The sequence below is a fragment of the Gardnerella sp. DNF01141 genome, assembly GCF_049244255.1.
GTDB classification, from domain to species: Bacteria; Actinomycetota; Actinomycetes; order Actinomycetales; family Bifidobacteriaceae; genus Bifidobacterium; species Bifidobacterium vaginale_E.
The window spans coordinates 991,311-1,011,719 of the sequence record NZ_CP058391.1; the positions used below are offsets into that span (position 1 = coordinate 991,311).

Below are 20,409 nucleotides of genomic sequence, written 5' to 3' on the forward strand. Positions count from 1 at the left end.
GCGCGCTTCTTGCGTTATATGGTTCTTACGCGTGAGATTCGTCACTGTGAGACCGCCTGTTTGCTTTTTTTGCGTAAAGCCATGCAACTTTACGCTCATTTGGATAACTTAAAATCGCACTCAGCTCTTTGAAGTTCACCCATATTGCATCTTCTGCTTCATGATCTGGATCTCCCAATACAGAAAGATCGCCGCTTACGTAGCGTAACGCAAAATGATGAACTAGTTTATGAACTCGATGAGTTGTTCCTGTAAACCAATAGTCTATTGTGGCAATTGAATCAACCACTTCGCCTATAATTCCAGTCTCTTCATGAATTTCACGAACAGCAGTTTCTTGAGGTGTTTCACCCTTCTCAATATGGCCTTTTGGTAGACACCATTCAAGATGTCCGCTTCTGGAATGTCGAGCAATAATTGCGACACGCCCGAGTGCGTCGAATACGAGTCCGCCTGCGGAATATTCACGAATAATTGGCAAATCTTGAGCGTCTAAAGAGGCGAAAGTAGCAGGTGTATCTGCTAGTCTACGCTGTGGCATACTAGCCGGAGATGCGCCAGGGATTATTGAAGTTTTTTGAAGAAGATCCTCATTTTCAACCACTTCTTGAGACTCTTGCTCAAGCTCTGAAAAGATTGGAATATCAACGAAAATCTGAGATTTTTCTTCGTTTGATTCTAAAGATTTTTTACTATGAATTTTAGATAAATCAAGAGGCGTTATTTGAGGCGCAGACTGATTTTGGGCATGATTATCCGCAAGCTTGGCGAGCATACGTCGTAAATCTGCAGGAGTAACCATACACTCCACCTTACTCAATCCGCTGTGCATTGGGGTAACTGTATGCTGGAATATAGATTAATTTTTGCTGAAAGGGTGTCGGTAAGGGTGACTGAGAACTTCAAAGTTTGGCCTGAAGCTATAGAGTTGGGGCGACTTTTCGCTGAACACGATTATGAACTTGCATTAGTTGGTGGACCTGTGCGTGATATGTTGTTGCATCGCGTGTCGCATGATCTTGATTTCTGCACTTCTGCTCGTCCAGAAGAATTTGAACCTATTTTAAGACGTTGGGGGCATGACGGTTTTTGGGATATGGGTCGTAAATTTGGCACTTTGGGTGCTGTTCGTCGGCGTCCGGATGGAACGGAAGTAAAAGTTGAAATTACTACATACCGTTCAGACGCATACGATCCTGATTCTCGTAAACCCGAAGTGCAATATGGGGATACTCTTGAGGGTGATCTTTCTAGGAGAGATTTCACAGTTAATGCAATGGCTTTGCGTGTTCCAGATTTGGAATTTGTAGATCCGTTTGGTGGGGCTAGTGATTTAGCTAAAGGAGTGTTGAGAACGCCTGTTGATCCTCGTCAATCTTTTGACGATGATCCTTTGCGAATGATGAGAGCAGTTCGTTTCGTTGCGCAACTTGGGTTTACTATCGAAACTAATACTGCTGAAGCAATTGTAGATATGGTAGATCGCCTTGATATTGTTTCAGCTGAGCGTATTCGTGACGAAATTACCAAACTTCTTCTTTCGGACCGTCCGCGTAAAGGTTTGGAAGCTCTTGTTGAGTCTGGTATTGCAAAGCGAGTCTTGCCAGAAATTCCAGCTTTACAGCTTGAAATTGATGAGCATCATCGTCATAAAGACGTTTTTGAGCACACAATGATGGTTCTTGAGCGCGCTATAGCCTTAGAAACTGATGATGAAGGTCCTGTGCCATCTCCTGATTTAACTTTGAGATTAGCAGCCTTGTTGCACGATATAGGCAAGCCTCGTACTAGAAAGTTTGAAGATGGTGGCAAAGTTAGTTTTCACCATCATGATGTAGTTGGGGCAAAAATGACGCGTAAGCGTTTGAAAGAATTGCATTTTGACCATCATCTTATTGAAGATGTAAGCGAATTAGTAAATCTGCATCTGCGTTTTCACGGTTATGTTGATGAACCTTGGACTGATTCTGCAGTACGACGTTATGTTAAGGATTCTGGGCACTTATATGAGCGTTTGAATCGACTTACTAGAGCTGATGCAACTACGCAGAATCGTCGCAAATCTTTGATGTTTGAGCACGCAATGGACGAGATGGAACAGCGCGTTCGTGAATTGAAGAAGCAAGAAGATTTTAATGCTATTCGTCCAGATGTTGACGGAAATGAAATCATGAAACTGCTAGATTTACAGCCAGGACCAATCGTTGGTGAAGCTTATAAACATATGCTTGATTACCGTCTTGATAACGGGCCTGTAGATCACGATATAGCTGTTGCAGAATTACAGCGCTGGTACGAAGAAACGTATAAAAAGTAGATTATTTCACAGCTTTGTGTGAATCTGCTTTAGGAAGTTCCTTCATATCTTTTGCTTTAACACATCCAGGGACTTCTTGTATTGCGGCTCCTGCAGCTGGAACATCAACTTTCGGGCGAAGATTATTAAAAGTCGAGCCAAGAACAATATCTACGAGCTTATCTTGGCGATCGTCCATGCGCATAACAGCATCAGCAAAATTAGAATTTACTGTGTATGCTTCATTAATAGCGTTCTTACCGAAATAAATAGTTGTTCTTTTAACATTACTTGTTTTGTTATTATTTACTTCTGTAAGATTAAAGCCTCGAGAATTTAACGCTTCTCCTACGGCTCTTGCCAATCCGCGGAATTTCGTACCGTTTAATACTCGAATTGACACAGCACGATTATCAACATAAGGGGATTTAGAACCTTCTTTGCCTTTAGCTGCGCATGGTGCTGTTACGCCGAAATTAGGATTATCTTTTGGTGCAACTATTGAATTAATCCCGAAAACATGCAACTGTATTAACAGCGCAAATATAAACGTAACTGCCAAAGCTATGCTAACAGTAGTAATAACAGATCGCTTCTTTTGATACATGAAAGCCTTACGAGCAATACGTTCATCGTATTCTTGCGTCATGTTCACTTCCGATCTGTAAGTTTATTTTGTTTGCAGCAATTTTATTAATCTGCAAAGCGTAATATAAATCGCATTTTACTGACTATGTATGACTGATTTTGACGCGTATAAGCGTTTGTTAGCAAACTGTTCTTTGATGAAATTGTTATTTTAAATTTCGAATAAAAAACTATTTTTGCTGCAACTCTAAAGTTTTACAAGCGCGATACAACGCAATAAAGTCGTCGCATGTAAGCGTTTCTCCGCGTCTTGTAGAATCTATATTAGCTTTTTCGTATGCTTCGTCACTAACTAAATGTTTAAGAGCCGCGTGTAAAGTTTTTCGTCTTTGCTGAAAAGCTGCATCAATTAAAGTAAATACACCTTCTCGTTCGCTATTATCTCCTTTAGTTTTGCAATAGCGAGTGAAAGATACTAGTGCAGAATCAACATTTGGTGCTGGCCAAAAAACGTTACGTCCAATAAGCCCTGCGCGTTGAGATTGACCGTACCAAGCAAGTTTTACGCTAGGTGTTCCATACACTTTATTTCCTGGTTGAGCGCATAGTCGATCTGCTACTTCTTTTTGAACCATAACCAAAAAATGTTGTAAATTACTAAATTTTTCAAGTAAAGTAAGCACAATTGGTGTTGCAACATTATAAGGAAGATTTGCAACAAGTGTGAACTTATTTGCCCTTGAAAGTTGCGGAACGTCGTCTGCTGTTACGGTCAAAGCATCTTTTAAGATAACATTAAAACGTTTAGAAGCGTTTGGCATAAATTCTTCAACAGTGTTAGGAAGACGGCGTGCAAGAGGTGGGTCTATTTCCACAGCCGTAAGATTAGCTCCAGTCTGCAGTATTGCAAGAGTAAGAGAACCAAGCCCTGGGCCTACCTCCATAACGGTATCGCCAGATTTAACTTCAGCTGCCGCTACTATTTTTCGCACGGTACCAGGATCAATAACGAAATTTTGACCAAACTTTTTAGTAGGAGTAATGCCTTCTTCTGCAGCAATACGTCGAATATCTGCTGCCCCTAAAAGCTGGCCTTCAGTTTCAATGCTGATTTCTGTCAAATTTTTACCGTCCAAATTTCGTAACAATTAATCTGTTGAAAAAGTGTGTTAAAACACGCCGTTGTTTTTAATACCAACCAACTTCGTGCGAGTGCCTTACAGCACCACTAGGATCTTTGTATTTTCCCTTTATGTAGCTAATTCCCCAACTGATTTGTACGGCAGCATCTTCATGCCAATTAGCTCCTGCACTGCTCATTTTATTTGCAGGAAGAGCTTGAGGAATGCCATAAGCGTGTGAGCTAGGATTTTCTGCATTCCAGCGCCATCCAGATTCCCTATTCCAAAGCCAAACAAGGTCTTCCCACTGTTTTCCAGTCCAGCCCATTTGTGCAGCAGCTCCTTGTGCAAAAAGCTTTGCCTGCTCCGGTGTAGCGTGAACAAGGCTATTTGGGTTTGACTCAGGAGCAGGAGCGGGAGGATTTGATTCCGGAGCAGCAGGTTGCGTTTGTGATTGAGCTTGTTGATTCTCCTGTGATTGCTCCTGGCCTTGTTTTGAAGGCTGCGGGTTTTGTGAATTTGTATTCTTAGTTTTAGATGCTTGAGATTCAGATTTTGGTTCCTGCTTTGGCTCTGACTTTGGCGCAGGTTTTGCAGCAGGCTTTGGCTTGTTGGCAGGCTTCGGCTGAATTGGAGCTGCTTTTCCAACAGCAACAACCTGATTAATAGCAGGCTTTAATACATTTTGCGAAACGAGAGTAGAGCTTTCAGCTTTGCCGTCAACATAAGTTACGTTATATACGTCTTCTCGCTCGCCATTAACGCCAGCTTGTTGCACAACGCGAGAATTTGCTGGAAGCTTAGGGTCGATTACGGTTTGTGTGGCAAAAGGCAATGAAACTGTTCTAGTTTCTTTACCGTGCGTGACTCTGGAAATACGCAAAACAGTATTACCTTCGTCATCTTCAACGCTAACTCGATCCTCTTTTCCTAACACAATTCCTTGCGCGTCAAGAATAGCGCTCGCAGGTAAGCTTCCGTCCGGAGCAATTCGAGATTTCCCATCTGCAATAACAGTTATTGGGCCTTTTTTATTAATTGCTAACCCGCAGGTGAGTTTATCGTAAATGTTTTGCAAATTTACGGTAATTCGTTTAGCGTTTTTAGCGTTTGCTTTAAAGAATCCAATAAGCTGATCGACGCTGGTTGCAACTGTCCAAAATGGTATAGTAACGCCGTCTACAGTAATAGAAGTCTGATACGCGCTTCGCACAGTAACGGTAGCGTGATTTGAAAGAATATCTCCGGAAGAAGATATAACCTGATCATGCGTTTTTACAGGCACATGCTGTTCTTGTAGTAGACGAGCAGGAGTTGTGGCATAAGTGCTAACAATGTTTGCTTTGCCATTTACAACTAAAGCTACTGCCTTCTGAGATGTAAATGCAAAGATGCTTATTGCAGCAATAGATAGAGACAAGACGCATGCAATAATACGAGAGCGCCGCATTATAATCAGGCGTCGAGGCGTCCATCGACGTGCCATGTAATCACTCCATTCACTGTAAGACTAATTTTTATTATACCTTCTATTCTGCATTGGGTTTTAAAAATGCATAACAAATAAAATGGGGGCGGGAGAGAAGGGGATATTCCCGCCCCCTATGAGGTGGAGCTGGTTGGGGGACGCTCCACTCTCACCCCGGAAACCCTGAGTTGGGGGAAGGTTTCCGAGTTCTTACTCGCGAAAAGTTTTATTATACAGATGATTATGTGCGAAGACATAGATTTACTATTTTCATAATACGCCATAATTTGGCACTTTATATGAAAAGTAAATTTTTCTATTTTGAATAGTTAATCTAAATAGTTAAGTAGTTACTATCCCCTCTGCTTTAATCATTTCACGTTATTATATGCGATATTGAAGATAACAAACTGTAGTTTTGAAATATGATAATAAAAAATACCAAATACTCACGAAATGAGTGGAATAAAAATGGAGCCTCCTGCCGGGATCGAACCGGCGACCTGCCGCTTACAAGGCGGCCGCTCTGGCCATCTGAGCTAAGGAGGCGAATGTTTTGCCATGCAAACTATTAAGCAATGCTAAGCAGAACATTGATTAGTGTACCATATGCCACGTCATTACAAAATTACGGCGATGTTGAATATAGAAACGGCGTGTTTTTTATTGTTCATATTTGCGCATTTGGCAATATAAGGCATTAACATAATGCAGTATGGAAGATATGAGCATGTTCGATTTGCAACCAGGGAATAATGTAGGCGGATACACGCTTATTTCTAGGCTTGGTGGCGGCGCAATGGGCTCGGTTTGGCGCGTTAAAGACGATGGCGGAAACCAATATGCAATGAAAATATTGCGAGCTTGCATAAGTGCTAATCAAAGCGAAAAAGAATATGCTGAGCAGGAGCGAGAACGTTTACGTTTAAAGCGTGAAGCTTTAGCGTTGCAGAGGATTCATCATCCTGGAGTGTGTTCAATAGTAGATATGGAACTTGACGCTTCAGTAGCATTTATAGTTACGGAGTTGATTGAGGGCAAAAATCTTCGAGAAGACGTTGCAGAAAATGGCCCATATGTTGCTGACGATTTGGAAAGATTAACGCATAAGCTTATTGAAGCTGTTAGAGCGGTGCATGAAGCTGGGATTATACATCGCGATATTAAGCCGACGAATGTTATGATTTCCGCTCATGGACCTGTGCTTGTAGATTTTGGTATTGCTATGGGTGAAGGTGAAAGTCATGTTACGCGTACTGGGTTAGTTATGGGAACTCCGGGATTTATTGCTCCAGAAATTATTGAGGGCAAAGATTCCGATGAGTCTACTGACTGGTGGTCGCTTGTGGCAGTGTTGGCATTTGCTGCAACTGGTAAACCTGTTTTTGGCACAAAGCCTTTGATGGCTGTTTTGGAGCGTGCAGCTTCTGGCAATGCGGATTTAAGCGGTCTTCCTGCAAAAACTATGGAGGCTTTTAGGAAAGCCCTTGATCCTAATCGCGAAAAACGCTGCTCCCCTGCTGTTCTTGAGCGAGCAATTAGTGAAGATTCAATAAATCCTTTAGCGTGGCCAGATAACCACCCTTTTGATCGAGACGCTGCACGCGGAACTATGCGCGAAATGTGGCGTGAAACAACTTGTGAAACAATTAGCGAAACAATTAGCGAAACAGCTGGTGAAGAAGAAACTGTTGCGTCAACTATTCAAAGTGGCTCGACTACAGTTATGGAACAATCTTCTAACGAAATAAATAATAATAAAACTTATGAAGACTGTGACGAAGAGGATTATGTGGAGTCTGATGAATCTTCTGAGGAAGAAGCTGATTGTACTGCAGATAAGCCTTATGAAGATTTAGAAATCAGCAAGTATGATTATTTAACTCGCGGATCTTGGATTTTACTGCTATTTGTGTCTATTTGTGTCGTTATCTGCTGTTTGAATTTCTTATCTGCAGTTGTATTAAATATATTTATTATGTGGGCTAGCTCAACAGCTGGATACAATATTTCCGCGCGATTGCGTAGAAAAGAGCTTAATAATGGCGTTTCTCCTCGCGGGGATACTTTTATGAGAGTTGCAGCTCTTCCGTGGCATATTATTCGTGGGCTTGTGTATACATTGCCAAGAATTGTGATTATTTTGATTTGTGCTGTTATTGGGGCTTGTGTGTATCCGTTACTGTTTGGCAGCTCTGCAGAATTTATGGCTTTTAATATTTTTTCAATTCGTATGATTTTTCCAACTTATTTGCCAACTATTCTTTCGTATACTTCTGCCGGATATGCCACAGGTTTCGTTATTGCGTGGATTATTCTTGCCATTTTTAAGGGTACTGACATGTTTCGCATAGGTCTTGGCTCATTTTTACGTTTCCGTTGATGGCATCTATTAGACTATAGTGAAGTTGTTGTTTTATTGACAAACATGCGCTAGGACTAAGGCTTAGTTTGCAAAATAAAGGGTTTGAAGGATAGAAATGCCTAAAATTCAAATACAGGACAATCAGCAGGGGAATTCATCTTCTACTCGTCTGGAAAAAAACATTGAGAAGCGTGAGCGTGCATTGCGTGAAGCTCGTGAGCGTCGTCAGCAAACAATTATTGGAATTGTTGTAGTGCTGATTGTTATGGCTATGCTAGCTGCAGTTGGCGTTACAACTTACCAAGCTTTTTACCAGTCGCCGCAATCCAATACTGAAAGAACGCAAATTGAGCGTTCTAATAAAGCTAAAAATCAACTAAAGAAACTTGGTGCTAAATATAAGCCGGAAGTTGTCAATTCTAAGGGCGGAATTCTTATAAGCAAGCTTGGTTACAACAAGCCTGTTGCTAAAGCTCCAACGGTTGCAACTTATTTTGATCCTTTATGCCCTGGATGTGGAAACTTTAATCGCGAAGCAGATAGAGTGTTGGCTGCAATGGTTCGTGCAGGCCAAATTAATTTGGAAATACACCCAATGTCGTTCTTGGATAAGATTTCTACTGATAAATATTCAACTCGTGTATCTGGCGCTATTGCCTACATTGCTAATAATGACAGCAATCCAGAGCATTTGTTGCAATTTATTAATAACATCTTTGCAAAAGACTTCCAGCCAGAAGAGGGCGATGACTATAAGCCTGTAAGCAATGAAAAGTTGATTGAACAAGCTAAAAAAGCTGGGGTAGATGATTCTGTTGCTAGTAAGGCTTTTGATCTCCAATACTTAGAGTGGCAGAATTTGATTAACAAATATACCCCTGATTTTATGGAGCTGTTAAACGTTTCTGGCTCTAACAAAGGTTCGATGACAACACCAACCGTAACTATCAATGGAAAGTTGCTAGATATTAATGCTGCTAGTAGCAAGAATATGCACACTCTTGAGGCTTTGCTGCATTGTATTGGCTTGGATAAGAAGCAAGTTGGAGTTGCAGGTCAGATGCCTAAAGTCTCAAGCACTGACTCTCCTATTGACTTGTAGTTACATAAAATATTTAACTAAAACGGGCGCTAGGCTTATGCTTGACGTCCGTTTTCTTTTTTAACATTTCTTTTTAATATAAACAAACGATTACATAATTTCGTATTTTTTATTGTGAAAACTAACTATTGATTAGATGTTTAGTAATAACTTTCTACGCAGTCGACACGCCGAAGCTTTGGAAAATACTGATTTTTTACTGTTTTTCTAAGATAAACATGGTATATTAAGGCTTGGCTCAACGAAGAGAAACCTTCAATGGACCAGGTAAGTAAACTGTGGACGATTGATACCCGCCGATGTAGGAATTGGGGTCATGAGTGCACACCCTTCACTACGGATCGTTCGGCACGTACCTGCCGATGAAAGGACATATCATGGCAGAAGTTGTATTTGATCATGTGACTCGTATCTACCCGGGCAACGATAAGCCTTCGGTTGACGATTTGAACATGACTATTAGAGATGGCGAGTTCCTCGTACTGGTTGGTCCATCTGGTTGCGGTAAGTCTACTACTTTGCGTATGTTGGCAGGCCTTGAAGAGGTTAACAAAGGACGTATCCTCATTGGCGGTCAAGATGTTACTACAATGCAGCCAAAGGATCGCGATATTGCAATGGTCTTCCAGAACTACGCGTTGTATCCACATATGACAGTTGCAGACAACATGGGCTTTGCTTTGAAGATTGCTGGTGTTCCTAAGGAAGAAATCCGCAAGCGTGTTGAAAAAGCAGCTGAAGTTTTGGATTTGACAGAGTATTTGGATCGTAAGCCAAAGGCTTTGTCTGGTGGTCAGCGTCAGCGCGTTGCTATGGGCCGCGCAATTGTGCGTGAACCAAAAGTCTTCCTTATGGATGAGCCTCTTTCGAACCTCGATGCTAAGCTCCGCGTGCAGACTCGTACGCAGATTGCTGCTTTGCAGCGTCAGCTTGGTGTTACTACTCTGTACGTGACCCACGATCAGACTGAGGCTTTGACAATGGGTGATCGTATTGCTGTTATCAAGCTTGGTGTTCTGCAGCAGGTTGGTGCTCCAACTGAGCTTTACGACCGCCCAGCAAATGTGTTCGTTGCAGGCTTCATTGGTTCTCCATCTATGAACATTAACCAGCATCCAGTGGTTAATGGACGTGCTCAGATTGGTGAGGATTCTATTGTTCTTCCAAGCGAAGCTGTTGATAAGCTCACTGTAGAAGATTGCGGACAGATTATTGTTGGCTTCCGTCCAGAAGACGCAAGCTTGGCAACTTTCGATGATCCAAATGCGTTCTCCTTGAAGGTTATGAACGTAGAAGATCTCGGTTCTGATGGCTATATCTACGGCAATATCATAACTGATGGTTCTCCTGAAGAGGCATCTACTATGATGTCTGATCAGAACAAGCTTACGACTATTCGCGTGAATCCACGTGCTTTGCCGAAGATTGGTGATACAGTCAAGATTAAGATTGATCCATCTAAGATGCATCTGTTTGCACCTTCTACTGAGTTGCGTTTGAACTAAAAGCGTAGGTTTGCTTTATAAAAGTAAGATGAGCAAACTTTCGGTATAAGGGTATGGCGGGGTTCGCAATGAAAGCGAACCCCGTTTTTGCCAGCAAAATCGGTAAAAATCGGTAAAACTGCCAGAAAAATAAAAGCAAAAATATAATTTAAAATAAAATAAAAACAAGCGAAAGTTTGTACATTACTAAACATGCTTTATTATGTATAGTTGTTATCAATAATTAGCCAGTGGTTGATTTGCGATGAATATTTATTGCAGATTGTATTGTTGGCACGAGCTTGATTGGTAAATGGAAACTATGGAATGGAATGACGCTCCTCAATTGGACCCGCGTGCTGTGCAGGCAACTTCTGTATCTGCACAGGACGAGAGTGCGTTGTCTCAGGAGCCTACTGCGCTTAAGATTACTGCAGCTAGTTCAAATCCTAAAATGTTTACGTTGCCGTGGGAGCTGCCACTTTCTCAATGGCCGGCTGATTTGTTTGTAAACCTTCCTCGTGGTATTTCTCGACATATTGTGCGTTTTGTTCATGTTGGCGATGAAGTTTATGCCATGAAGGAAATCACTCGTCAAGTTGCAGAACGAGAATACGAACTTTTGCGTAGATTGCGCAAGCTTGAGTTGCCAACTGTAACGCCTATAGCAGTTGTTGCAGGACGCAGAGACGCTAATGGCGAAAAGCTTGAAGCAATACTTGTGACGAAGCATTTGAAATTCTCTTTGCCGTATCGTGCTTTATTTGCCCGCACATTGCGACCAGACACTGCTGAACGACTTATTGATGCTTTAGCTGTACTGATGGTGCGTCTGCATCTTTCTGGCTTCTATTGGGGCGATGTTTCACTTTCTAACGTACTATTTTTGCGAGATGCTGATGCGTTTTCCGCATTCCTGGTTGACGCAGAAACTGGTGATTTGCACGGAAGTTTAACAGAAGGCCAGAGAGAATACGATATTGATTTAGCTAGAACCAATATTATTGGCGAGCTTATGGATTTGAGCTCCGGTCAGCTTTTGCCTACGGAAGTAGATGAAATTAGCATAGGTAATCGTTTAGTAGATCGCTATCATTCACTTTGGAGCACGCTTACAGACGTCGATAAGTTCAGTCCTGATGAAATGTGGCGAATTGAGCGCCGCGTTAATCGTCTTAATGAATTGGGATTTGACGTTGACGAGTTAGAAATGAAAACTTCCGAGGATGGTCGCAGAGTGCTTGTTCGTCCTCGAGTTGTGGATGCTGGTTATGCCTCGCGCAAGTTGCTGCGTTTGACAGGCTTGGACGTGCAAGAAAATCAGGCTCGAAGGTTGTTAAATGATTTGGATGCATACCGCACTTCTACATGGCGTCAAGGTGAAGAGCTGGAAATCGTCGCGACTGATTGGATGCGTGAAATTTTCGAGCCGACAGTTCGTATGATTCCTTCTGAGTTCCGTTCGCAAATTGAACCAGCGCAGTTCTTCCATGAGGTTTTGGATCATCGTTGGTTTATGGCAGAAAAAGTTGGTCACGACGTTGCTATGCAAGATGCTGTGACAAGCTATATTAAAAATGTGCTTCCTCAGTACAAAATGGACAAACGTGTGCTTGCTGCAATCAACGCGGATGCTGATTCTGGCGTAGTAGATGATGAATCTACTTACTTGCAGTCAAATAATCATGGCGCTGATATTGACGAATATAATCAAGACGCAAGTGTTTGGGCAAGTTGATTTTTTAATATAATTACTGTTTTATTGAGTAGCGCATTAAAGCATAAGTCTAAATTTGGGTATAAAAAAGTGCCCCCTGTGGGACTCGAACCCACAACCCAAGACTTAAAAGGACTCTGCTCTGCCAATTGAGCTAAAGGGGCAACAAACGCCAAGTATACTACATTCAAGAGACGAAGTGAAATCAATATACTGTTGTGCGTGTTATAAACAAATTATTGCAGTATTCCTAATGTTTCCAGCTTTGACTTAATTTGTGTAGCGGATGGTTCAACCATAAAAGTATTGTCAGCAAAAGTAACTACCGGAATATGCTTTTGGCCACTAATCTCTACGGCTTTTTCTGCAGCTCCCTCTTCAGTTTCTATATCGTGCCAAATAAAATCTACGCCATACTTGTTAAGCGCAGCTTTTGCTCTTATGCAATCGCCGCACCAATTAGCACCGTATACTTCTATAGATTTATCTGCCATAAAATCTCCTTAAAACTACTAATTATTGCTAATCAGCACTAATTAACTATTAGAACATTTAGATTGCTTATTTTTGCGCAATATATTGATTTTAACAGTGTAATGGAATCTATTGTGTTGCGGTAGTTAGATTTTAAAGTGTGACAAAGATGAGAAAAAATAGTGAAATCTATTGCTAGTGTCCCTTGATTTTCATAGGCTTAATTTCATGAACATGGTTTTAGATATGAATATGGTGATTTGGTTTGTGGCGGCGACCATAGTTATTGCTGTGTTGCTAGTGGCTGTTGCAGTAATCTTGCGAATTTGCAGCCATAGTCGAGGCCCTGAAATTCCAGCAAGTGTCGATGATTCAGTTGAAGTAGGCAAGAACGAATCTAAGATTCCAGAATCAACAACTTCTCGTTTACAGCGCCTTCGAAAACGTTTATCTAATAGCGCAAATCCGTTCGGTCTCACACTTTTCAATATCATAAGCAAAGACCATCTGTCTAAGGAAGACTGGGAAGATGTAGAAGATACTTTATTAATGGCTGATGTTGGCGCAAAAGCTAGTGAGGAATTAGTTGATTCTTTACGCCAGGATGCTCGTATTTCTGGAACTTCTAGTGCAGAAGATGTGCGTGCTGCTTTGCGTGCAAAACTTTTGGAACTGGTTGGTGAAAATACTGATCGTCGTTTGAATGAAAATAAGCCTGATGCGCATCATCCAGGCGTTATTATGATGGTTGGCGTAAACGGAACTGGAAAAACAACAACTGCAGGCAAGCTAGCAAGACTATTTGTTGCTCAAAAGCAATCTGTAATGATGGCTGCTGCAGATACATTCAGAGCAGCAGCAGCGGATCAGCTTGAAACCTGGGCATCTGAAGTAAATGTGCCAGTTGTTCGCGCAGATAAAGATGGTGCTGATCCTGCGTCCGTAGCTTTTACAGCCGCACAAAAAGCTAAAGAAAATAAAACTGATGTTCTTATTATTGATACTGCTGGACGTTTGCAAAATAAAGCAAATTTAATGGATGAGCTTGGAAAAATTCGTAGGGTAGTAGAAAAAACTATGCCTGTAGATGAAGTACTTCTTGTGCTGGATGCTACTACTGGGCAAAATGGAATGGCTCAAGCAAAAATATTTGCTGAAGCGATTGGCATTACTGGAGTTGTGCTTACAAAGCTTGATGGTTCTGCTAAAGGTGGAATTGTTGTTGCAGTTCAAAAAGAACTTGGTGTTCCTGTAAAACTTGTCGGATTAGGAGAAGGGCCGGATGATTTAGTCCAATTTGATCCGCAAAGTTTTGTTGAAGGTTTGTTGGCATAAGATATATTTGAATTTCCGACTACAATAGGTAGAAAGTGATGTATCAGCTGCAATGGTTATTCCTTGCACTGTTTGAAATAATTGAGGTGAAAAATGACCACAATGGATCCGCAGTGGGCGTTGTTGGCCGGCGCATTGGTGTTTATTATCACGCCGGGTATTGCCCTATTTTATGGCGGCCGCGAACGCGCTACTTCTATGGTAAATATGATGATGTTATCCGCTGGCGCGATCGCTGTTACAACGCTTGTATGGACTTTGTGGGGATGGTCACTGGCTTTTGCTGGTAAAGATATGGCTGGCGGAGTTGTTGGCGACCCATTTAGCGGTTTACTATTCCGCGATTCTATGGTTGCAGACCATGGTGTATTTACATCTATGGATGCTAATTCCGGACTAGCTGGAGGCATTCCTGCCGCATTCCGCTTAGCTTGCGCAGTTGTTGCAGTTGCTTTAATTACAGGAGCATTGGCTGGGCGTGTGCGTTACGCTATTTGGCTTATTTTTGTGGCTGTTTGGGTTACTTTAGTATTTGCTCCGCTTGCTCATATGGTTTGTGGCGGCGGATTGCTGTCTGCCAATGGAGCTATCTCGCAAGCTTTGGGCATTCAAGTGCATGATTTTGCAGGCGGATCTTTACTACATATTGCTGCTGCAGTTTCAGCTTTTGCAATTGTTATGATTATTGGCGGCCACGCTCATTTCCCATTGAAGCGTTTGGTGTTGCATATTAAAAATGTTGCTCATGCTGGAACAGGAGCTGGCTCGGCATCTGCTAAAACTAATTCTCGTAATGCAAAGAGTCGTTTATCTCGTGCATTGTGGGCTGATGTTGCAAAGGCTCAGGATAATTCTTCTACCGAATCTGTTGTTTCTTCAGTAGCTACTGTGGCTGAAGTTGCTGAAACTTCTTCTCAGTCATCTGTTGAAAATGGTTCTGTTCGTCATCCGCATAATGTTCCATTTGTTATGCTTGGAATTTTCTTGATTTGGTTCGGATGGCTTGGCTTAATGATTGGCTCTTCCGCCGGTGTTCCAGGTGTTGCTGGTTATGCTTGGGTAAGTTCCACAATAACCGCATCTGCATCAATGTTGGCTTGGGGTGTGACCGAACGTTTGCGTTCTGGATGTTTCTCTGCATTAGGTGCTGCGTCCGGCGTTATGGCAGGTTTGTCTGCTAGCGCAGCTGCAGCAGACGTTATTGCGCCGCTGTGGGCCTTGGTTTTGGGTGTGCTTTCTGGAGTTATTACTTCACTTGTGACTCATTCTCGCACTTTCGCACGTTATGACGGAGCTTTGCATGTTGTAAGTGTAAATGGTGTTGCAGCTCTTATTGGTGTAATCTCCGTTGGACTTTTTGCAGATGGTTCTGGTTTGCTTTCTGTTGGAGATTGGCATCAGATTGTTGCGCAACTTTGTTTAATCGGAATTGTAGTGCTTTACTCGGGTGCTGTAACAGCTATTGTTGCTTTTGCTCTTGAAAAGCTTTTTGTCTGGCGTATTTCTGAAGCTAAGGAACGTAAGGGCGTCGATTTAGCCGATCAAGGCGAACGTGCTTATGATTTCTCTTCCATTGCTCAAAGCCATGAAGGTGTTGTTGTTGCAGTGTCTGACGATGCGTCAAGTAAAACTCAGATGGCTGTTCTTACTTCGGTTGATATTGCAGTTGATGACAATTCTATGGAGTATGAATCAACTAGTGCAGATAAGCAAACAGTTTTGGAAGCTGGTAAGAAATCAGATTCTGAAACTAATGACGAATCTGAAAAGAGTCAGTCTGAAGTTAATTTAGACGAAAAAACATTAGAAGAAGAGCAAGAATCTAATAAAAACAATAAAAAATCTAGTAAATCTCGCGAAGATAACGGTAAGTAAAGCTGGAAAAATAGATTCCGTAAGACACGCACGAATTATTAAATGTGGATAAAAAGATAAGTTATCCACATTTAAGGCGTGTCTAAGTGGACATCTTGCAAAATTATCCACATGTTGGGGATAACAATGTGGATATATTGCGAATAACTTTGCAGAATCATATTTTTACTTGTATTTTACTCATATTTGTGTTAGCTCAATCGCGAATATTTTTATGTAGTATTTGCACAATATTGCATTTGCTGCGATTTGCTAGATAGCAGTGAAATGAAGCATTATGACGAATCAAGAGTTGGATAATCAGAATAAAAAAGAGGTACTTCGCAATATTTGGATACTTGCTGTACCAACTTTTGGACAGCTTATATCTGAACCTGCGTTCGTACTTATTGACACTGCTATTATTGGTCATATTGGCAAAAACGCGTTGGCTGGACTTTCTATTGGCTCAACAGTACTTCTTACCGTTGCAGGTCTTTGCTTATTTTTGGCATACAACACAACTTCTCAAGTTGCTCGTCTTCTAGGTGCGGGTAGACGTCGAGAAGGTTTTAGCGTTGGAATGGACGGCTTGTGGCTTGCATTATTTCTTGGTGTAATTCTTACAGCATTGCTTATTTTCGCCGCTGAGCCGCTATGTTACGCAATAGGCGCGCGTGGCTCTACGTTGCAGGATGCTATTGTGTACACTCAAATGGTTATGCCAGGCCTTCCAGCAATGCTTCTTGTGTATGCTGCAAACGGAATATTTCGAGGGCTTAGAAAAGTCCGTATAACCTTATTTGCTGCTGCTAGTGGCGCTGTGCTTAATACTATTCTCGATGTGATTGCAGTTTTTGGATTAAACATGGGAATTGCCGGCTCTGGAATTGCAACAATGATTGCCCAATGGTATATGGGACTTGTGCTCAGTATTCCAGCTGTTATTTGGGCTATGCAAAGTGGTGCTCGTCTTAAACCTCATTTTCAACATATTTTACATTCTGCAGGAACTGGCATGCCGCTATTTGTGCGAACACTTGCATTGCGCGTGTGCATGGTTGCTACGGTTGTTGCTGCAACTCGTCTTGGTACAAATACGCTTGCTGCGTATCAAGTTGCTAATTCTTGCTGGAATTTTGTTATGAATATTCTCGATGCTATTGGTATTGCGGCACAAACTATTGTTGCCTCAGTGCTGGGAGCGGGCCTACGTAAACGTGCTGGAATTATTACACGCATTTGTGCTCAAGTTGGTGCTGTAAGCAGCTTAGGAGTCGGTTTATTCATGATTTTAGTGGGGTGGAGCTGTTCGCCACTGTTTAGTCCGCACGCAGATATCCAGCTTTTAATTTCTGTAGGCATGACAATTCTTGGCTTGTTCTTGCCTCTTGCTGGATGGATGTGGGCGCTAGATGGAGTATTAATCGGAGCTGGCGATCATTCTTACTTAGCAAAATCATGCTCAGCTACGGCAGTTGTGTATTTAGGCGTACTTATTTGTACAAGCTGTTTTGACGTTGCTTTTAACGCGAACGATGTAATAAGAACAATCACATTGTGGATTGTGCTAAATTCAGTGTATATTGGCGGTCGCGCGCTGGGAAATAGTTTGCGCATTAGAAACGATTTGTGGATGAATGCTGCACTAAAACTATAAATATTTTGTAATATTACTTGTGCAAATATTTTGAAGTTTTTGTTCTTAAATACGTGCGCGCGTTTATACTCGTTTTTATGGCAGATAATGATATGTGGCAGTCCACTAATGGCAATGCTGGCGCGCCGATATATGGTTCTGGAGCTACTCGTAACGCTGAAAGAACAAGCGGTACCACACTGTTTGATCGTGTTCCTCCGCACGATGTTGACGCCGAAATGGCAGTGCTTGGCGGAATGCTTATGAGCAAAGATGCTATCGGTGAAGTATCGCAAGTGCTAGAAACAGCAGATTTTTATCAGCCTCAGCATCAAACTATTTACGATGCTATTCTTACGCTTTTTGCAGGCTCTCAGCCTGTTGATGTTGTGCTTATAGCTAATGAATTAATGAAGGATGGAAATCTCGATAAAGTTGGCGGAGCTGATTATTTACATAGCCTAGTAGCTTCCGTTCCAACAGCTGCAAACGCAATGTACTACGCAGATATTGTGCACCAAAATGCTATTCTTCGTAACGTTATTACTGCTGGAACAAAAATCGCACAAATGGGCTATTCTGCATCCGGAGCTCAGGCAGAAGATATTGTAAATCTTGCGCAATCAGAAGTGTATGAGATGAGTGCAGGCAAAGTGCGTCAAGATTATGTTGCCATTGGTCCAGTTTTGCAAAATACTCTTGATCAGCTCGATAAAATGCAAAATCACGAACTTGAGCAGGGTGTGCCAACTGGATTTAGAGATATTGACGAAGTTACGCAGGGTTTGCAGCCTGGTCAAATGATTGTTGTTGCAGGTCGTCCAGCCATGGGTAAGTCAACACTTGGCATTGATTTTGCTCGCTCGGCAGCACTACACCACAATATGACATCTATTGTGTTCTCTCTAGAAATGAGCAAAGTAGAATTAGCTCAGCGCATTATTGCTGCAGAAACTAATATTCCACTTGCTGCCATGCGAAGAGCAGAAGATATTACTCCAGATCGTTGGAATACTCTCAATAATTTCTGGACAAAAATGCAGGATGCTCCGCTTTTTATTGACGACAGCCCAAATATGAGTCTGATGGAAATTCGTGCAAAATGTCGCAGGCTCAAGCAGACGAATGATTTGAAACTTGTAGTTATTGATTACCTTCAGCTTATGAGTTCCGGCAAGCGCGTAGAAAGTCGTCAGCAGGAAGTTTCGGAATTTTCGCGTGCGCTAAAGCTTTTAGCAAAAGAACTTGAAGTGCCAGTTGTGGCTTTGAGCCAGCTTAATCGTGGACCGGAAATGCGAAACGACAAGAAACCGCAGCTTTCAGATTTGCGCGAATCTGGTTCTATTGAGCAGGATGCTGACGTTGTGTTCCTTGTACATAGACCTGATTTTTACAATAAGGAAGATCGCCCAGGCGAAGCTGATATTATTATGGCAAAGCATCGTAATGGTCCTACTGATACGTTTAATCTTGCCTTCTTGGGTGCAACTTCCAAGTTCATGGATATGCCGCAAGATTACCAGCAGGCGGGAGTGTGATTTAGTATGTCAAGCGGCGACCATGAATCGCGTAAAAAGTTTCGCAAAGATTTGCATAAGCATTGGTACAGCTTTGCCATGCCTGCTGTTGGGAAACTTGTTTGCGCGCTTTCTAGGCTGCTTCACCATGGTGGAAGCGCATTACCTGGTAAAGTCATTGAGAGCCTCGATCCAGGCTTTTTAGCACGTACTCTTTCCGCATTGCCATACGGAATAGTGCTCGTTTCTGGAACCAATGGCAAGACTACCACAACGCGTATGGTAACTTCTATGCTGCGCGAGTCAGGACTTAACGTATTTACCAATCCAACCGGTTCAAACTTTACTAGAGGAGTAGTTGCAGCTCTTGCAAAAACAATGCCGGCTTTTGGCACAAAGCTTGACGCAGATATTGCAGTTTTAGAGCTTGACGAAGCGTATGCAGTGCATTTCGTAAATCAAATCAAGCCTCGTTACTCTTTATTGCTAAACGTTATGCGAGATCAGCTCGACCGATTCGGCGAAATTGACACAACCGCAAAACTATTAAGCAACGTAGCTGCTGCAACCGAAGAAACGGTAGTGCTAAACCGTGAGGATCCACGTATTCGTGCGCTCGCAAGCTTTGTTCCTTCCGGAGCTCGCGTGCAATATTTTGGTTTAGATGATGCTGTAAAAAGCATGTTCCCAACTGATGATGATTTGCACAATAGCACTGAAAAAAGTGAAAATTGCGAAGACGGTGCAGTAGGGAAAGATAGCAATCTTCCTAAAGCAGACGTTGTGCTTTCAAAAGTTGGAGACCACGAGGCTGAGTTTATACTTGATGGCAAGCGTAAAACCACATCTGTAAAACTTGACGGCGCTTACAATATTTTCAACGCTGCCGCTGCAGCAACAGTAGTTCGAGCTATCTTAGCGGACGCTGCAAAACAGAATTCTGCGCTGCAAAAATTCGATGACGATGCGCTTATGGAAGCGATTTCGCACGTAACTCCTGCTTTTGGTAGAGGCGAAGTAATTGAAGTTAATGGCGCTCCTGTTGAGCTTGTTTTAGTGAAGAATCCTATTGGTTTTAGGCTTGCAATCGCTTCAGATCATCCGCAAAATCACGATATAATGATTGCAATTTGCGACGAATATGCAGACGGTAGAGATATGAGCTGGCTGTGGGACGTTGATTTTGCAAGCTTTAGAAGCGCGGGAGTTGCGTGCGTTTCTGGCACTCGCGCATGGGATATGGCTTTGCGTCTGCAATATGATAAGGTCTCGTCTCGCAATGTGAATACGGATTTGGAAGAAGACGTTAAATCTTTCGTGAACGGTGATTTTAGCGGCAACGTGAAAAATGCAAAACGCATATACTGCACGTATACTGCAATGCTTCGCGTGCGCGCTGCTTTAGCGCAACTTGCGGAAGTTAAAGACGTTGGAGTTGGAAAGTAGTTG

General features: G+C 42.2%; 15 protein-coding genes and 2 tRNA genes. 10 read left to right on the forward strand and 7 right to left on the reverse strand.

From position 1 onward, the window contains the following. Positions 1–25: 25 nt before the first annotated feature. Positions 26–802 (reverse strand): NUDIX hydrolase, encoded by a 777-nt coding sequence (locus HXT35_RS03680; RefSeq protein WP_004126462.1) that lies wholly within the window; start codon positions 800–802, stop codon positions 26–28. A gap of 42 nt (positions 803–844) precedes the next feature. On the opposite strand from HXT35_RS03680, the gene HXT35_RS03685 reads away from it, so the two are divergent. Beyond that, positions 845–2,317: a CCA tRNA nucleotidyltransferase gene (locus tag HXT35_RS03685; RefSeq protein ID WP_050543250.1), complete on the forward strand. Its 1,473-nt coding sequence runs from the start codon at positions 845–847 to the stop codon at positions 2,315–2,317. Between the two features lies 1 nt (position 2,318). Here HXT35_RS03685 and HXT35_RS03690 read toward each other — a convergent pair whose 3' ends face one another. From HXT35_RS03690 to HXT35_RS03705, 4 genes are all read right to left on the reverse strand, one after another. Next, positions 2,319–2,945: a LytR C-terminal domain-containing protein gene (locus tag HXT35_RS03690; RefSeq protein ID WP_004126456.1), complete on the reverse strand. Its 627-nt coding sequence runs from the start codon at positions 2,943–2,945 to the stop codon at positions 2,319–2,321. 169 nt (positions 2,946–3,114) lie between these two features. Next, positions 3,115–4,020: a 16S rRNA (adenine(1518)-N(6)/adenine(1519)-N(6))-dimethyltransferase RsmA gene (gene rsmA, locus HXT35_RS03695; protein WP_004126453.1), complete on the reverse strand. Its 906-nt coding sequence runs from the start codon at positions 4,018–4,020 to the stop codon at positions 3,115–3,117. Positions 4,021–4,072: 52 nt separating this feature from the next. Next, positions 4,073–5,491: a G5 domain-containing protein gene (locus HXT35_RS03700; RefSeq protein ID WP_004126450.1), complete on the reverse strand. Its 1,419-nt coding sequence runs from the start codon at positions 5,489–5,491 to the stop codon at positions 4,073–4,075. A 454-nt stretch (positions 5,492–5,945) separates the two neighbouring features. Beyond that, positions 5,946–6,022 (reverse strand) — tRNA-Thr (locus HXT35_RS03705). A gap of 166 nt (positions 6,023–6,188) precedes the next feature. On the opposite strand from HXT35_RS03705, the gene HXT35_RS03710 reads away from it, so the two are divergent. The 4 genes from HXT35_RS03710 (at position 6,189) to HXT35_RS03725 (ending at position 12,162) form a co-directional block, all read left to right on the forward strand. Then, a complete protein-coding gene (locus tag HXT35_RS03710; RefSeq protein WP_004126447.1) occupies positions 6,189–7,856 on the forward strand; it encodes a serine/threonine-protein kinase in 1,668 nt (555 codons plus the stop codon). A gap of 97 nt (positions 7,857–7,953) precedes the next feature. After that, positions 7,954–8,940, forward strand: coding sequence for a DsbA family protein (locus HXT35_RS03715; protein ID WP_004126440.1), 987 nt, complete (start codon positions 7,954–7,956; stop codon positions 8,938–8,940). A 377-nt stretch (positions 8,941–9,317) separates the two neighbouring features. Beyond that, positions 9,318–10,445 (forward strand): ABC transporter ATP-binding protein, encoded by a 1,128-nt coding sequence (locus tag HXT35_RS03720; RefSeq protein WP_004126438.1) that lies wholly within the window; start codon positions 9,318–9,320, stop codon positions 10,443–10,445. A gap of 301 nt (positions 10,446–10,746) precedes the next feature. Beyond that, positions 10,747–12,162 carry a DUF4032 domain-containing protein gene (locus tag HXT35_RS03725; protein WP_004126435.1) on the forward strand — a complete coding sequence of 472 codons (1,416 nt, stop codon included), beginning with the start codon at positions 10,747–10,749 and terminating at the stop codon, positions 12,160–12,162. A 70-nt stretch (positions 12,163–12,232) separates the two neighbouring features. Here HXT35_RS03725 and HXT35_RS03730 read toward each other — a convergent pair. Beyond that, positions 12,233–12,305, reverse strand: a tRNA-Lys gene (locus HXT35_RS03730). Between the two features lie 72 nt (positions 12,306–12,377). Then, positions 12,378–12,635, reverse strand: a complete 258-nt coding sequence (locus HXT35_RS03735) for a glutaredoxin domain-containing protein (RefSeq protein WP_004126433.1) — start codon at positions 12,633–12,635, stop codon at positions 12,378–12,380. Positions 12,636–12,843: 208 nt separating this feature from the next. Between HXT35_RS03735 and ftsY the strand changes: the two genes are divergently transcribed. The 5 genes from ftsY to HXT35_RS03760 all read left to right on the forward strand — a co-directional run bounded on the left by ftsY (position 12,844) and on the right by HXT35_RS03760 (position 20,406). After that, entirely contained in the window at positions 12,844–13,950 is a 1,107-nt protein-coding gene (ftsY, locus tag HXT35_RS03740) for a signal recognition particle-docking protein FtsY (protein ID WP_004126431.1), read from the forward strand. Positions 13,951–14,043: 93 nt separating this feature from the next. Next, the gene (locus HXT35_RS03745; RefSeq protein WP_421787874.1) at positions 14,044–15,825 is read left to right on the forward strand and encodes an ammonium transporter; all 1,782 of its coding nucleotides are present in this window, start codon (positions 14,044–14,046) and stop codon (positions 15,823–15,825) included. A 277-nt stretch (positions 15,826–16,102) separates the two neighbouring features. Next, positions 16,103–17,464 (forward strand): MATE family efflux transporter, encoded by a 1,362-nt coding sequence (locus HXT35_RS03750; RefSeq protein ID WP_004126427.1) that lies wholly within the window; start codon positions 16,103–16,105, stop codon positions 17,462–17,464. A 77-nt stretch (positions 17,465–17,541) separates the two neighbouring features. Next, a complete protein-coding gene (gene dnaB / locus HXT35_RS03755) occupies positions 17,542–18,981 on the forward strand; it encodes a replicative DNA helicase (protein WP_032843371.1) in 1,440 nt (479 codons plus the stop codon). Positions 18,982–18,987: 6 nt separating this feature from the next. After that, entirely contained in the window at positions 18,988–20,406 is a 1,419-nt protein-coding gene (locus HXT35_RS03760) for a Mur ligase family protein (protein ID WP_004126422.1), read from the forward strand. Positions 20,407–20,409: the final 3 nt, after the last annotated feature.